15 protein-coding genes, 1 riboswitch and 1 other annotated feature are annotated in these 14,981 nt (G+C 46.1%); of the genes, 4 read left to right on the forward strand and 11 right to left on the reverse strand.

The genetic code is table 11. The features are described 5' to 3' along the window. Window positions 1-206 precede the first annotated feature (206 nt). From leuS to MHH76_RS16065, 4 genes are all read right to left on the reverse strand, one after another. Window positions 207-2,621 carry a leucine--tRNA ligase gene (leuS, locus tag MHH76_RS16050; RefSeq protein WP_020452653.1) on the reverse strand — a complete coding sequence of 805 codons (2,415 nt, stop codon included), beginning with the start codon at window positions 2,619-2,621 and terminating at the stop codon, window positions 207-209. Between the two features lie 112 nt (window positions 2,622-2,733). Next, window positions 2,734-2,940, reverse strand: a binding site (T-box leader). A 102-nt stretch (window positions 2,941-3,042) separates the two neighbouring features. Beyond that, complete coding sequence (locus MHH76_RS16055; protein ID WP_016885609.1) at window positions 3,043-3,372, reverse strand: DUF4257 domain-containing protein; 330 nt, start codon at window positions 3,370-3,372, stop codon at window positions 3,043-3,045. A gap of 220 nt (window positions 3,373-3,592) precedes the next feature. Then, a complete protein-coding gene (locus tag MHH76_RS16060; protein WP_020452654.1) occupies window positions 3,593-4,774 on the reverse strand; it encodes an MFS transporter in 1,182 nt (393 codons plus the stop codon). A gap of 120 nt (window positions 4,775-4,894) precedes the next feature. Next, window positions 4,895-5,719, reverse strand: a complete 825-nt coding sequence (locus MHH76_RS16065; protein WP_020452655.1) for a MetQ/NlpA family ABC transporter substrate-binding protein — start codon at window positions 5,717-5,719, stop codon at window positions 4,895-4,897. Window positions 5,720-5,775: 56 nt separating this feature from the next. Continuing rightward, window positions 5,776-5,883: riboswitch (SAM riboswitch) on the reverse strand. 131 nt (window positions 5,884-6,014) lie between these two features. On the opposite strand from MHH76_RS16065, the gene MHH76_RS16070 reads away from it, so the two are divergent. Next, on the forward strand, window positions 6,015-6,695 hold the full coding sequence (locus MHH76_RS16070) for a hypothetical protein (protein ID WP_020452656.1): 681 nt from the start codon (window positions 6,015-6,017) through the stop codon (window positions 6,693-6,695). 287 nt (window positions 6,696-6,982) lie between these two features. Here the strand turns inward: MHH76_RS16070 and MHH76_RS16075 are convergent, their stop codons facing one another. The 7 genes from MHH76_RS16075 to MHH76_RS16105 all read right to left on the reverse strand — a co-directional run bounded on the left by MHH76_RS16075 (window position 6,983) and on the right by MHH76_RS16105 (window position 11,830). Beyond that, window positions 6,983-8,314 carry an ABC transporter permease gene (locus MHH76_RS16075; RefSeq protein WP_020452657.1) on the reverse strand — a complete coding sequence of 444 codons (1,332 nt, stop codon included), beginning with the start codon at window positions 8,312-8,314 and terminating at the stop codon, window positions 6,983-6,985. Next, the gene (locus tag MHH76_RS16080; protein WP_020452658.1) at window positions 8,304-9,002 is read right to left on the reverse strand and encodes an ABC transporter ATP-binding protein; all 699 of its coding nucleotides are present in this window, start codon (window positions 9,000-9,002) and stop codon (window positions 8,304-8,306) included. The genes MHH76_RS16075 and MHH76_RS16080 overlap by 11 nt, the downstream gene beginning before the upstream one ends. Before the next feature lie 25 nt (window positions 9,003-9,027). After that, entirely contained in the window at window positions 9,028-10,005 is a 978-nt protein-coding gene (locus MHH76_RS16085; protein ID WP_020452659.1) for an ABC transporter permease, read from the reverse strand. Then, on the reverse strand, window positions 9,999-10,877 hold the full coding sequence (locus MHH76_RS16090; protein WP_020452660.1) for an ABC transporter ATP-binding protein: 879 nt from the start codon (window positions 10,875-10,877) through the stop codon (window positions 9,999-10,001). Before MHH76_RS16090 ends, MHH76_RS16085 begins: the two co-directional genes overlap by 7 nt. Beyond that, window positions 10,870-11,262, reverse strand: a complete 393-nt coding sequence (locus MHH76_RS16095) for a GntR family transcriptional regulator (protein ID WP_003184565.1) — start codon at window positions 11,260-11,262, stop codon at window positions 10,870-10,872. The genes MHH76_RS16090 and MHH76_RS16095 overlap by 8 nt, the downstream gene beginning before the upstream one ends. Before the next feature lie 41 nt (window positions 11,263-11,303). Then, window positions 11,304-11,432 (reverse strand): hypothetical protein, encoded by a 129-nt coding sequence (locus MHH76_RS16100; protein ID WP_020452661.1) that lies wholly within the window; start codon window positions 11,430-11,432, stop codon window positions 11,304-11,306. Window positions 11,433-11,557: 125 nt separating this feature from the next. After that, complete coding sequence (locus MHH76_RS16105; protein ID WP_003184568.1) at window positions 11,558-11,830, reverse strand: YtzC family protein; 273 nt, start codon at window positions 11,828-11,830, stop codon at window positions 11,558-11,560. A 152-nt stretch (window positions 11,831-11,982) separates the two neighbouring features. Here MHH76_RS16105 and MHH76_RS16110 point away from each other — a divergent pair, with 152 nt between their 5' ends. From MHH76_RS16110 to gltP, 3 genes are all read left to right on the forward strand, one after another. Further along, window positions 11,983-12,951, forward strand: coding sequence for a TIGR01212 family radical SAM protein (locus tag MHH76_RS16110; protein ID WP_020452662.1), 969 nt, complete (start codon window positions 11,983-11,985; stop codon window positions 12,949-12,951). Next, window positions 12,948-13,532 (forward strand): class I SAM-dependent methyltransferase, encoded by a 585-nt coding sequence (locus tag MHH76_RS16115; RefSeq protein WP_043054441.1) that lies wholly within the window; start codon window positions 12,948-12,950, stop codon window positions 13,530-13,532. Before MHH76_RS16110 ends, MHH76_RS16115 begins: the two co-directional genes overlap by 4 nt. A 166-nt stretch (window positions 13,533-13,698) precedes the next feature. After that, complete coding sequence (gene gltP / locus MHH76_RS16120) at window positions 13,699-14,949, forward strand: glutamate-aspartate/proton symporter GltP (protein WP_023855832.1); 1,251 nt, start codon at window positions 13,699-13,701, stop codon at window positions 14,947-14,949. Window positions 14,950-14,981 lie beyond the last annotated feature (32 nt).

Below are 14,981 nucleotides of genomic sequence, written 5' to 3' on the forward strand. Positions count from 1 at the left end.
TTTGTCATCCTTTGTCCCGCAATCCTTGCAGTCTGGGAAAGCCGAGCATCGGAGCGGTCTTCCACAGGATGTGGTGACGGCGGTGTTAGGCGGTTAGCCGCCTGATCTTTTCTCCTATCGTAAGCACCGGCTTAGCAGGCCTGCCAACGAATGCGCGGGTTTGTCGGCACGCTGAAAAGCCCCTTCGGATTGAAGGGGCTTTTCCATTAATTTGCGACAATATTTACAAGCTTTCCAGGTACAGCAATCACTTTTCTGATCGTTTTTCCTTCGAGCTGTTCTTTTACTTTTTCATTGTTTTTCGCCAGCTCTTCAAGCTGTTCTTTGTCGGCGTCGGCTGGAACGTTCAGCTTCGCTTTCACCTTTCCGTTCAGCTGAACGACGATTTCGACTTCGTCATCAACGAGCTTTGCTTCATCATAGACAGGCCATGCTTCATACGTGATCGTTTCCTCATGTCCAAGTCGGCTCCACAGCTCTTCAGCCAAGTGAGGCGCGACAGGAGACAGCAATTTCACGAAGCCTTCCATGTATTCTTTCGGAAGCTGATCAGCTTTATATGCTTCATTGATGAAGACCATCAGCTGAGAAATACCTGTATTGAAGCGCAGACCTTCGAAATGGTCTGTTACTTTCATGACCGTTTCGTGGTAGACGCGCTCAAGCGTTTCGCCGGCTCCTTCAACGATCTTCTCGTTTAACCCGCCATTGTCATCGATGAACAGACGCCATACGCGGTCAAGGAAGCGGCGGGCGCCGTCAAGTCCTGTCGTTGACCAGGCGATCGATGCATCCAAAGGCCCCATGAACATTTCGTACAGCCGGAGCGTGTCCGCACCATGAGTCTCCACTATTTCGTCCGGATTGACGACATTGCCTTTGGATTTGCTCATTTTTTCGTTGTTTTCACCAAGAATCATTCCTTGGTTATAAAGCTGTTTGAACGGCTCTTTCGTCGGAACGACCCCGATGTCATAAAGGAATTTATGCCAGAAGCGCGCATACAATAAGTGAAGAACGGCGTGTTCCGCACCTCCGATATACATATCGACAGGAAGCCATTCCTGTAATTTTTCAGGGGAAGCCAGTTCGTTCGGGTTTTTCGGATCGATGTAGCGCAGGAAGTACCAGCAGCTTCCCGCCCATTGCGGCATCGTATTCGTTTCGCGTCTTCCCTTTTTGCCTGTTTCAGGGTCTGTCACTTCCACCCATTCTTTAATGTTCGCAAGAGGGGACTCACCCGTTCCGCTCGGTTTGATTTCCGACGTTTTCGGCAAGATCAGCGGCAGCTCTTCTTCAGGAACCGGAGTCGATGTGCCGTCTTCCCAATGGATGACCGGGATCGGCTCGCCCCAGTAGCGCTGACGGCTGAACAGCCAGTCGCGGAGGCGGTATGTTACCTTTTTCTCGCCCTTCCCGTTTTCCTCAAGCCACTGAATCATTTTTTCGATCGCAGCCGCTTTATCAAGGCCGTTCAGAAAATCTGAATGGATGTGTTCGCCGTCGCCTGTATAAGCTTCTTTCTCAACATCTCCGCCTTTGACGACTTCTTTGATCGGCAGCCCGAATGCTGATGCGAATTCGTGGTCCCGCTCATCATGGGCAGGGACGGCCATGACCGCTCCGGTTCCGTATGTAGCCAAGACATAGTCCGCGATCCATACCGGAATTTTTTCCCCGTTTGCCGGATTGACGGCATAAGCACCTGTGAAGACGCCTGTCTTTGTTTTGGCAAGGTCTGTCCGCTCCAAGTCGCTCTTTGATTGAACTTCTTCGATATAGGCGTCGACCGCGTCTTGCTGTTCAGGCGTCGTGATTTTTTGAACCAAATCGTGCTCCGGAGCCAAAACGGCATATGTGGCACCGAATAATGTATCAGGCCGCGTTGTGAAAACCGTAAACATTTCGTCTGTGCCGTCGACCGCAAAATGAACATGCGCCCCTTCGGAACGGCCGATCCAGTTGCGCTGCATCTCTTTGATGCTTTCCGGCCAGTCGAGTTCTTCCAGATCTTCAAGGAGACGGTCGGCATAAGCGGTAATCTTCAGCATCCACTGCTTCATTGGACGGCGTTCTACAGGATGGCCGCCGCGTTCGCTTTTGCCGTCGATGACTTCTTCATTGGCAAGAACGGTTCCAAGCGCAGGACACCAGTTTACAGGGACTTCATCTACATAAGCGAGACCTTTTTCGTAAAGCTTTAAGAAAATCCACTGCGTCCATTTATAGTAGTCCGGATCTGTTGTATTGACTTCTCTGTCCCAGTCATACGAAAAGCCGAGCGCTCTGATCTGGCGGCGGAAGTTGTCAATGTTCTGTTCGGTAAAGACGGCAGGATCGTTTCCCGTATCCAGCGCATATTGTTCCGCAGGAAGCCCGAATGCATCCCAGCCCATCGGATGGAGGACATTGTACCCTTGCATCCGTTTCATGCGGGACAAAATGTCAGTTGCCGTATAGCCTTCAGGGTGTCCGACGTGAAGGCCTGCGCCTGACGGATACGGAAACATGTCCAATGCATAAAATTTCGGTTTGGATTTATCTTCACGCGTGGCGAACGTTTTATTTTTAAGCCAATAGTCCTGCCACTTTTTCTCGATTGTTTGATGGTCAAAACTCAATTGTAAAAACCTCCTTTGAATATGAGTACGGCTTCTTTGTATTCAAGTATGGACGGGACTGGCAGCGTTATATTCAGATTATTCTAAAATCAAAAAAACTCTCCCATCCCTAAGAAGGGACGAGAGATTTCCCGCGGTACCACCCTTGTTAGTGTGCATGCGGCACACTCACTTGATATCTGTAACGCAGATACGCGGCAGCAGCTCATCACTGCTGCAACTCTGAGGCGAGTTCGGAAGCTCATTTGATTGACTTTCACCAGCCGTCAACTCTCTGAAACAAAATGGGCTTCTTACTGCTCCTCTTCACTGTTCTTGCCGTAACCGTAATCTTATCTGTATTTTATAGAATTCTGTTCATAAGTGCAAGCAGGTTTGTATACAATGGGAATGTGCTGAAAAAAGGGTAAGAGTGAGGATCTTAATCGTGTGGAGATTTGTTTTGCCGTTCGGAGTTCTGTACATTTGCCTGCTGTTCTCTGACAAAGTCAAAGCTTCTCAATACAGCTTCACCGCCGTAGCCGGCAATGATCGATAACACGACAAGCTGAATTCCAGAATCAGGTTCCGCAGATAAAACAAGCAAAATAGAAGCAACCATTCCGACAAGAATATCTTCAAAAAATCCAAGGTAAATGAATCGTTTCGTTGTTCTCGGTTTCTCGAGGCGCCCTCTTTTTTTAACGTGCCCGAGAACCCCCATAATCCCTCCAATCAAACAAGCAACCAAAACTTGATGCAGCATCTTCATCACCTTCCTAAAGCCCTTAGTTTAGTCAAGCGACTTCAGGCCATCGAGCAGCCCCCCTAGACCCCTTGCGATGATATTCGATACTACCATACAGAAAATGTGTTCTGTCTGAGAAGAAAAAAAGCTTGTTTCTTCCATTATATGTGAAGATTTGGTTGATAATCTTGATTCCTTCGATTCATTTTCATATAATTACAATTACCTATTTTTTCTATACCACTTATGCATCTGATTGAGCGGAGAGCTGCTTTTCCTTCCTGTCGTATAAAAACGCCGTTCCTATTGCGAACAGCAGCAATACGAGCAAAACCGCGAGCAAAAGCTGCATATTGAAATAATCAACCAGCATTCCGCCAAAAAGCGGCCCGATCATTCTTCCGCCGGTCGCCATACTGTTGACAAACCCTTGATAAAACCCTTCTTTTCCCCTCGGAGCGAGACGGTTGGCGATTGTCGGCACAGCCGGCCATACAAGCATTTCGCCAATGGTCAGCACAACCATCGCGGCAAGAAACGCCGGAAACCGTTCAGCGCCAAACAAAATTCCGTATGCCATCATAAAAATGACAAATCCGATCACGATTTGGTTTTTCAGCGATTCGGCAAACCGTTTCACAAAAAAACCGATCAGCGGCTGACCGAAAACAATGAGCGCCCCGTTCACTGTCCAAAGTACGCTGTACTGCCCAAGAGATATCCCCAGCTCCTGGGTGTGTGAAGCGATGGTCGAGGACCATTGCGAATAAGCGACCCAGCCGAGCAGGTAGCCCGTACATATAACCAAAAGCGCGGAGAATCTAGATTTCCCGCTGACTGAATCGGCATGATCCAAAACAGAAGACTGCATGGCTTTTTCAGACCGAATGCGTCTAAATCCGAAAATCGCAATCATGAAAAAGACGGCATACAGCATTGCATTCGCCAGAAAAACATACGTAAATGAAAAAGACGCGACAATTCCGCCGAGCGCTGAACCAACTGCCACCCCTGCATTTTGCGCCACGTATACAGCATTGAACGGCTTTCTGCCGCCTTCCGGCCAAACCGAGCCGGCCATTGCATAGCATGCCGGAAACACGATCCCTGATCCAAAACCGGCCAGTGTTAAGAAAAGAATGTATTGGAACCACTCGTGAAAAAAGACGAGGCCTGAAAGGCTCGCAAACGTGATCACAATTCCAAGTACGACGGTTTTAAATCCGCCGATTTTATCGAATAGATATCCCCCGAACAGGTTGCCCAGCACATTTGCCCCTGAGTTCAGCATCAGCACAAATCCGGCCGCTGTCAGCGACTTTCCCAAATGCTGATGGATATAGATGGTATTCAGCGGCCATAAAAAAGATGCCCCTGTGACATTGATAAACATTCCGATGACCAATAGCCATAATGTGCGCGGCATAGCGTTTCCTTCTTTCTCTTTAGCATTCCCTCTAGATTCTATTCGTTTTGCCCATTTTTTTCAATTGACACGATTTCGATTTTCAACATAAAAAACCCCCTTTTTAAAGGGGGAATTTTTTTATGATTGCGTCATCCATTTTGGCTTTCCGAAACCGGCGAATTCCCGATCGATCGCATCTTCGAAAGCTTTGGATTTTACCGCTTCTTTGAGATCTTTGGCGAATGGCTTGTCTTTGTTTTTTTCATCCACTACCACTTGATTGCGGTAGCGGTCAGGCATGTTCTCAAGCGCCAGCGCGTCCTGCAACTTCATATTAGCGGAGAGAGCGAAATTACCCGGGACAGCCGCGATATCCAGGTCATCGACCGCTCTTGGAAGATTGGCAGATTCAAGCTGTTTAAATGTCAGCTTTTTCGGATTTTCCGCAATATCCTGCACAGAGGCTTTCAATGTGTCGACATCGCTTTTCAGCCGAATCAGCCCCTGATCCTGGAGCGTTAAAAATGCCCTGGCGGCATTGGCCGGATCGTTTGGAACAGCCACTTCCGCCCCGTTTTTGACATCGTTCAAGTCGTTATATTTGGCAGAATAGAGACCCATCGGAGCGGTCGGCACAGAAATGAGTGCAGCAAGATGTTTATTGTTTTCTTGATTGTATGATTTCATAAAAACCTCATGTTGAAACAAATTGGCGTCGAGTTCGCCTTCGCTTAACGCCGTGTTCGGCTGTACATAGTCGGTGAATTCGACCACTTCAACTTTGTAGCCTTTTTTCTCAAGTTCAGGCTGAATCGCTTTTTTGACCATATCGTAATACGGTCCTGCAGTAGCGCCTATTTTGATCGTTTTACCATCGCTTTCGGCATTGTTTCCGCATGCGGTCAGAAGCGCCATGCTCAAGGCCAGTCCCAGCACGGAAGTCCATTTTAATATCTTGTTCATGTACATCTCCTCCTCCAAAATAAAAAAAACTCTTTCAGCGCCTGAAAGAGTTGTTCAACTTATCTTTCAGAATGCGCCTGACATTCTGCTGGATTTAGCACCTTGCTCTGCTGCAGGTTGCTGAGATTTCGCCGGGCCAGTCCCTCCATCTCTCTTTATAAGCTGCATATTCAGTTTTTTAAATGATTTCTTTATTTTACGTTTGAATATTTAGATTTGCAAGAAGTTTTTTGGTATAAACATTTTTTTCTTTTTAAGCTAAAATATAGTTATCAAACACGAAAGGAGACGAATCATGGAATCTATCATGCTGATCGGGTTTTTATCCTTTATTTTTTCCATCTGCTACCTTGTATTTCATTTGATCAGAAGAATCTTTTCTCCAGGCAAAAGGTTTTCCAGAAAACTCTTTTATCCTTGTTTTGCAGGCGGACTTCTCCTCCTGATCATCTCTGCGCCTTATTACAGTGAGGAAACATATGCCGTCGATGAGACAAAAACAGAGGACCTGACAACCGAGCTTCAGGAACTGAAAACTGAACACAGCGCTGTACAAAAGGAGCAAACCGCATTAAAGCAGCAGCTCAATCAAGCAAACGAAAAACTGAAGGCAGCCAAAACGGAGAATGACACATTAAAAAAAGAAAACGAAAAACTGACAAAAGAAAAAGACTCGCTTACGAAAAAAACAAAATCGCTGTCAGAAAAACTGGCTAAGGCTGAAGAAAAAAGCGGCAGTACCGAAGCCACTGTAAAAGAAAAGAACGCCACCGCTCAGGCCGGAACGTCACACAGCGCGCCCTCCCCTAAGAAAAACAGCGGTGAAAGCAAACAGGAGTGCAAAATCAAAGGAAGCGTCAACCATATTTATCATACACCAGGAAGTACATATTATGACCGCACGAAAAACGTCGCCCGCTGGTTCTGCACAGAACAGGAGGCGCGTGATGCGGGGTACAGACCTCCGAAACGTTAAAAAAGCCGGCATACCGCCGGCTTTCAGATTGTTGACAAAATCCCAAAACGGCTCTTAGTTTTGGGATTTTGTCATCCTTTCAGCGTGACCCCCAACCCTTGCAGTCTAGGAAGGCCGAGCATCGGAAGCTGACTTTCACAGGATGTGATGACGGCGGCGTTCAGGCAGGACGCCTGGGCGGTTAGCCGACGATCCTTCTCCTATTCGTGAGCACCGACGCGCAGGCCTGACAACGAATGCGAGGGTTTGTCGACACGCTGAAAGCCGGCATACCGCCGGCTTTTTTCTTAAAGCTCTCTTCTTAATGCTGTCAGCACGTTCGTTCTTGTCGCTTTAATGGCCGGGTTCAGGCCTGAAAGAATGGCGACGCCTGCACTGATCAAGGTCGCGATAAGGACAAGACTGACCGGAATGTACGAGAAGGTGATGCTGAAGTCTGCCGCACTCGCTCCTCCTTCTGAAACCGATGATAAAATAGGTGGTATAATCTTGTTCACTAAAAAGCTGACACCGTATGAAATGATAACACCTAAAACAGATCCTAAGATACCGATATAGGCGCTTTCCAGCAGAAACATTTTCCTGATCACGTTCGGGCTTGCCCCGATCGCTTTCATAATGCCGATCTCCTGCGTCCGCTCTGTAACCGCCATTGTCATCGTGTTGAAAATGCCGATCGCTGAAATCAAGACGGCAATGACTCCGACGAAGATCAGACCGATTTTAAAAGCCATGAAAAAAAGATTAATGCTTTCGAGTTTTTTCGTTATTGAATCGACGTAGTAGCCTTCATCCTCCAAATCTGTTGTCAGCTGTCCGACATGTTCAAAGTTATCCGCGTAAACCGAAAGCTTTTTTTCGATCGTGCCGCTGTCTTTGTCCGCCTTCAGAAATCCGGTGATGTCTTTTTGCATGTCGTTGCTGACATAGACTGTTGAATCGCTTGCCCATTCATAAGAAGGTTTTTTCGTAACTCCGACAACTTTCAGATCATATGTTTTCGCTTTCCCTTCTTCTCCTGTTTTTTCATCCATTTTTGAGATCTTTAATTCAATTGTTTTGCCGAGAATATCTTCTGCGTATCCTTTTGGTTCTTTTACTTCCTCAGCATTATTTTCCATCTGCTTTTCATAATCTTGGGCTTCTTTTTTCGTCCAGAGATTCTTCCCGAAATGGTAGCCGACGACGATTTCATTCGGTGTTTTCGCTACGCGGCCGCGATCGAGTTTGATATTGGCTTTTTGTTCAGCGGCCATGTCAGTAATCGTGATATTCGACATTTGATTGTTTGTCCTGTTGCCCAACTTTGCTTCAGCAGGTGCGAACACCTGCGTGCGCTCGATAATCGCGGACACATCTTTGCGATTTTCGAATTCTTTCAAGTCTTTCTTTTGAACTTTCTGATCGCTTTGCCCTTCTTTTCCGACAACATTTATCTCAGTCACGATTTGCTCTTTCATCAGCTGTTCAGTCAGCGATTTTTGCAGGCCGAACCCGACCGATGCGAGCACGATTAAAAATGCGCAGGCCACCGTTGTTGCGAGAATGGTCATGAATACACGCAGGCGGTTTTTCTTCATATTTCTTCTAATAAACTTCAACTGATCCTTAAACTTCAACAGTCTCTTCCCCTTTCTCTAACACGCCGTCAGATAACTGAAATTTCGTATTGGCGATCGATGCCACTTCGTCATCGTGCGTGATGATGACAAATGTAATCCCGCGTTCCCTGTTCAGCTGCCGAATGAATTCGAGAATTTCCTGTTCTGTTTCGGAGTCCAGGCTTCCTGTCGGTTCGTCGGCTAAAATGATTGACGGATTCAAAATCAAAGCGCGGGCGATGCTGACGCGCTGCTGCTGTCCGCCTGAAAGCTCATTCGGATAGTGGCCGGCGTGGTTTTCAAGGCCGACGCGGTGAAGCATCTCATTGACGCGTTGCTTCCGCTCAGACGGATGAACACCTTTTAAAGTCAGAGGCAGCTCGATATTTTCGAAAGTCGTCAGGCTCGGAATCAGCTGAAAACTTTGAAAGATGAAGCCGAAATGTTCAAGCCTGAATGCCGCCCATTCTTTTTCGCCGTAATTCGTGACATTCGTGCCGTCAATGACGATCTTACCTTCTGTCGGGGCGATATAGCCGGAAATCAAGTTCAACAGCGTCGATTTTCCGGAACCGCTCCGTCCGACAATGCAGGCGATTTCGCCTTTTTCGACGGTAAGCGAGACATCCTTTAACACTTTAATTTCATTTTCCCTCCCCTTTTTGCCGACTTTAAACGAGTGGTGAATATGCTCTACACTGATCATTTGTAAATCTCCTCTCCATTATGGGTTACAGCTGTTTTATTTTTTTAAAAATCAAGAAGTAACTGATTAAAAACCCGACTGCCGAACCGATCAACATACCGAAGATATAGCTGGACAGGCTTGAGCCAGAGGCTGTCCCGAATCCCCCGATGCCGAATAAAATCACGAGAATTTGGATCGGCCGGTCCATTTTTCCCCAAAGGAAAAAATGTCCGTTCCGTTCAATCTGCTGTCTGATAAAGCAGAAGTAGCCGATCATATAAAACAAAATCCCCATGGCGAGCGGAATAAGCGTAAAGGCCAGGCTGCCGTATTGAATGCCGAAATGGTTGAGGTACATGATCGGCGTTATATAATCCAATAGTTCTGTTTCACCATAAAAGAAAGCAGAGTGACCTCCAAAGAAACTCCGAATGATTCGAAGGTTGGCCAACGGAAGCCCGATCAGCAAATACGGCAGGATCGACGTTGAAAATGCAACGACCAGCTGGGCCAGCGGATTGCCGGTCATCGCGCCCGCCGCCATGACAAGCGAGTAGACCATAAAGCAGAAAATGACCGACCCGATAAAATACTCATGAAAATGAATGACATCAACCTTATACAAAATAATCAAAGCGTAAGATAATAAGTAAGATAATAGCTGAGCTGTTAAAAGAATTGAAAGGCCGAAGACATATTTCGTATTGAAAATGATGCCGCGCCTATAAGGGAGGCCGAGTGTGAAATCAAGCGTTCCTCTGCTACGTTCAAACCCGATCTGGCTGAGTGCAAGCGCGACTCCTCCAACCCAGAACATTCTCATAGCCCCGCCTATCTCATAATCTTTATATAAAACACACTCCATATCGGGAAATTTTTTCAGTTCTGCAAGGCATCCTTGGTACTGGAAATAATCATTCAAAAGCGTAAGCGGTTCACTCAGCATCACCGCTGCAAACACAACTAAAAAAATCCAGAAATGCTGTTTCCACTCTTTATATAAAAGTCCGCGGTCTACCATCTTCGCTTACCTCCATACTTCGCGATGAATACTTCCTCAAGACTGACCGGAAGCTCGTTCCAAACTTTCGGAGACAAACTTTTAAGAAATTGTTTGCTCACATCGTCTTCTTTCGGAATCAACACCGTATAAAAGACGCCGGTGTGATCCAAAACAGGGATTTCCCTTTCTCTGATTTTCAAATTGACATCTTCTTCAAATGCCATTTGGATTTTAATAAAATCGCCTTTCAGTTCATCAAGATCCATGATGTTCGACAATGTATTGTCTTCGAGAAAACCGATTCGGTTGCACATTCTTTCAATATCCTCAAGCCGGTGGGATGTGATGAGAATCGTCGTGTTGTTTTCAGCCACTTCATCGACCATCAGCTGGAGAACATCTTGTCTTGTGACGGCATCAATGCCGTCTGTCGGTTCATCGAGCAGGATGACCGCCGGCCGGATCGCAAATGACAAGATCAGCGACATTTGCTTTTTCAATCCTGTAGACAATTCCCTGTACTTTTTTGTTTCAGGAATATCGTAGCGGTTCATTAATTCATTAGCGTATGTAACATCAAAGTCAGGATAAATGTTTCGCAAAATATTGACGAGCTGTTTGTAATTGTATTTTTCGAAATAGGTGTTTTGAACGGGCATATAGACGATATTGCGCTTGACGAGCGGATGGTCCTTCACCTTGACGCTGCCGAAGTAGATATCTCCCTCATCAGGCAGCAGGATTTGCTGAATCAGGCGGAGAAGCGTTGTTTTCCCTGAGCCGTTTCTGCCGAGCAGTCCGAAAATCTCTCCTTCCTCAAGCTTAAAGGAGATGTTTTTGAGTATTTGTTTTCCGTCAATCGTTTTTGATACAGATTTGAGCTCAATCATTCACTTCCCCTCCTCTCACTTCTTCGTCGATTTCCGCCATCCACTCCTGCAGCTTTTTAGTGTCGATCCCAGCGTAATGCGCATCGATGATCAGCTGCTTTAACTGCTCTTTAATCATCGCAATCTTCCCTTCATCAAGCGTAACTTTCGCGTTTTCTGAAATATACGTTCCTCTCCCCCTCAACGTTTCAATTATTCCTTCCCGTTCAAGTTCTTTATAGGCTTTGCTGACAGTATTCGGGTTTGCAATGATAATGGTTGCAAGCTCTCTGACAGAAGGAAGTTTATCTCCAGGCTTGATTATCCCTTTTAAGCAAAGCTCTTTCATCTGCTGGATAATCTGCTCATAGATCGGGGTAGAGCTTCTCGGATCGATTTGAATCATCTATCTCCCTTCTTTCTCGTTCAATCTCAGGTCATTCACTTTTAAAAAAACACGTATCCCAAATTTTCTTGAATTATAAAGCCCAGCTTCGCAAGAACAAACAAGAACGAACAGGCAATGATAAACGCCACGACCACCATCGGCGTTATTTTTTTATGTTTATCACTCATGAGAGTTGCTCCTTTACATGTGTGTGTTAATTGTATTACTCGATATAGTACACCTAATACATTAAATACATCGTCCTTTTTTGTCAATCACTTTTTTCAAAAAAATGAACCCTTTCAAAAAGGGTTCATCTTTCATACGATCTCTGCAGAATCATATTGTTTTGAAGGGTTTGCAGCTGAAGCCTTTTGCGGTGAATTTCCTCCCTTTGTTGCTCATTGGCAAACAGCGAAAGCTTGTTTAATTCATTGACCGCGTTTTCAAGCATCAGCTGCGCATCGCTGTACTCTGTCTCATTGTAATGTTCCTGCCTGCTTGCAGTTTCAAATTGAGATAAAGCATAATCATAAGCATCTTCGCTTCTTTGGATGTGCTCTCCGACGGATTGTCTTGTAGCCAAAGAAAACCCCTCCTTAATGGAAAAATCCATCGTGATTAGTTTGGCCATCACAGCCGTGATCATTGAAGAAAATAATTGGGAATCGGTTTGTTCTTATCGTGTTTATTTGCTACAATTTTAGGATGCGTAATACTAAAAGGAGGTCCTTTTGTTTGCATCAGAACAACCCTTTTCCATATACGAACAGTGAAAAACGATATCATACATGGAATTATCATTTACGAAATCATTTCGGTCATAAAGTGTTTAAAGTCGCCCTTGACGGAGGCTTTGACTGCCCGAATCGCGACGGCACGGTCGCACACGGCGGATGCACATTTTGCAGCGCCGCAGGGAGCGGAGACTTTGCGGGAAACCGAGCCGACGATCTGCTGACCCAATTTAATGAAGTCCGCGACAGAATGCATGAAAAATGGAAAGACGGCAAATACATGGCGTACTTTCAAGCATTTACGAATACGCACGCTCCTGTCAGCGTTCTTCGCGAAAAATACGAAACGGTCCTCGGCCTCGACGGCGTAGTCGGCCTTTCAATCGCAACCCGGCCGGACTGTCTTCCTGACGATGTTGTCGAATATCTTGCCGAGCTTCATGAACGAACATACCTCTGGGTGGAACTCGGCCTTCAAACCGTTCATGAACGGACGGCTGATTTGATCAACCGCGCACATGATTTCGACTGCTATGTAGAAGGCGTGAACAAGCTGAGGAAACACGGTATCCGCGTCTGCTCTCACATCATTAACGGGCTGCCTCTCGAAGACCGCGGCATGATGATGGAAACCGCAAAAGCGGTCGCCGATTTGGATGTGCAGGGGATTAAAATCCATCTGCTTCACCTGTTAAAGGGAACGCCAATGGTGAAGCAGTATGAAAAAGGAAAATTAACGTTCCTTTCGCAAGATGATTATGTCCAGCTTGTTTGCGATCAGCTTGAAATTCTTCCGCCGGAAATGATCATTCACCGGATTACGGGTGACGGACCGATCGAATTGATGGTCGGACCGATGTGGAGCGTCAATAAATGGGAAGTCTTAAATGCCATCAATGGAGAACTGGAAAGGCGCGGCAGCTATCAGGGGAAATGGTTCAACAAAGAGAAAGAAGGCATCGCCACATGAAGCTCAAAAAGATCCTCCCGTATGCGAAAGAACTGCTGAAAACAGCCGCAGGCGAAGGAGACATCGTCATTGATGCGACAATGGGAAACGGACATGATACGTATTTTTTAGCAGAACTTGTCGGTGAAAACGGACATGTCTATGCCTTTGATATTCAAGAAACAGCTCTTATGAATACTGCCGAAAGACTTGGAAACGAGTACAAAGACCGGGTGACATTGATTCAAAAAAGCCATGATGAGCTCATCACTTCGCTTCCTGACGACATCTCAGGCAAGGTGGCAGCAGCTGTGTTTAACCTCGGGTATCTTCCGGGAAGCGACAAATCGGTGACAACAAAAAGCGATTCAACCATCGCCAGCATCAAGCAGCTTCTCAAAATCCTGAAAAATGAGGGGCTGATCGTTCTGGTCGTCTACCATGGCCATCCCGAAGGAAAGCGGGAAAAGGACGCCCTGCTCGAATTTTGCACATCACTCGACCAAGATACTGCCCGCGCCCTCTGTTACCAATATTTAAACCAGCGAAACGATCCGCCTTTTATCATTGCGATTGAAAAGAAAATAGCGGCTCAAAAATGATATCTTGAAAATCCTCCATTAGGAGGATTTTTTTCATCCAAACATAATGTAAGCGATATCAAAATAAAATATAAGAAATTTTTCGCAATTTTCTAAAAAGAAAAGGTGTTTCACTCTTTGTCACGAAATTATTGAAAACTCATGTAAAATACGGAGGGATTTCAATTTGAAAAAATTTATCGCTTATCAAATTTTGATCGCACTCGCCATTGGAGCAGTGATCGGACACTTTTTCCCTGATTTCGGAATGGCGCTGCGCCCCGTCGGAGACGGATTTATCCGCTTGATTAAAATGATCGTCGTTCCGATCGTTTTTTCTACAATCGTCATCGGAGCGGCCGGAAGCGGAAGCATGAAAAAAATGGGCAGTCTCGGCATCAAGACGATTATTTGGTTTGAAGTGATTACGACGTTCGTGCTCGGACTCGGGCTGCTTTTGGCTAATGTGCTAAAGCCCGGCGTCGGCCTTGACCTCTCCCATTTGGCCAAAAAAGATATCGGCGAGCTCTCAGGCTACACGGAAAAAGTGGTCGATCTTAAACAAATGATCCTCGATATTATTCCTACCAACATCGTTGACGTCATGGCCAGAAATGATTTGCTTGCCGTGATCTTCTTTGCGATATTGTTCGGCGTCGCAGCTGCCGGGATCGGCAAAGCCTCAGAGCCTGTCATGAAATTTTTTGAGTCTGTTGCCAATATCATGTTCAAACTGACGCAGATGGTTATGGTTACAGCCCCTATCGGCGTGCTTGCTCTTATGGCCGCATCCGTCGGGCAATACGGCATCGAACTCCTGCTTCCTATGTTAAAATTAGTCGGCACTGTTTTTCTCGGACTGTTTCTCGTTCTTTTTGTTTTATTTCCGATTGTCGGTCTTATTTTTAAAATTAAATACTTCGAAGTCCTGAAAATGATTTGGGATTTGTTTCTGATCGCGTTCTCAACTACGAGCACAGAAACAGTCTTGCCGCAGCTGATGGACCGCATGGAGAAATACGGCTGCCCAAAACGGGTCGTTTCCTTTGTGGTTCCTTCAGGCTTATCGCTGAATTGTGACGGCTCCAGCCTATATTTATCTGTCGCTTGTATCTTTTTGGCGCAGGCTTTCAATATAGACATGAGCATTTCACAGCAATTGCTCATGATGCTCGTGCTAGTGATGACAAGCAAAGGGATCGCCGCCGTTCCATCTGGCTCGCTCGTCGTCCTTCTGGCTACCGCCAACGCAGTCGGCCTTCCCGCTGAAGGAGTCGCGATTATCGCGGGAGTGGACCGCGTGATGGACATGGCGCGAACAGGCGTGAACGTGCCGGGTCATGCTGTCGCCTGCATAGTTGTTTCAAAATGGGAAAAAAGCTTCCGGTATAATAAGCGTTTTGTACTTGAAAAACAATACCGGATGGAAAGCTTGTAAACAGCAAAAGCTCAAGCCGATGAACGGTTTGA

Origin of the sequence: Bacillus sp. FSL L8-0193, from assembly GCF_037976065.1 — a bacterium.
Taxonomy (GTDB): domain Bacteria; phylum Bacillota; class Bacilli; order Bacillales; family Bacillaceae; genus Bacillus; species Bacillus paralicheniformis.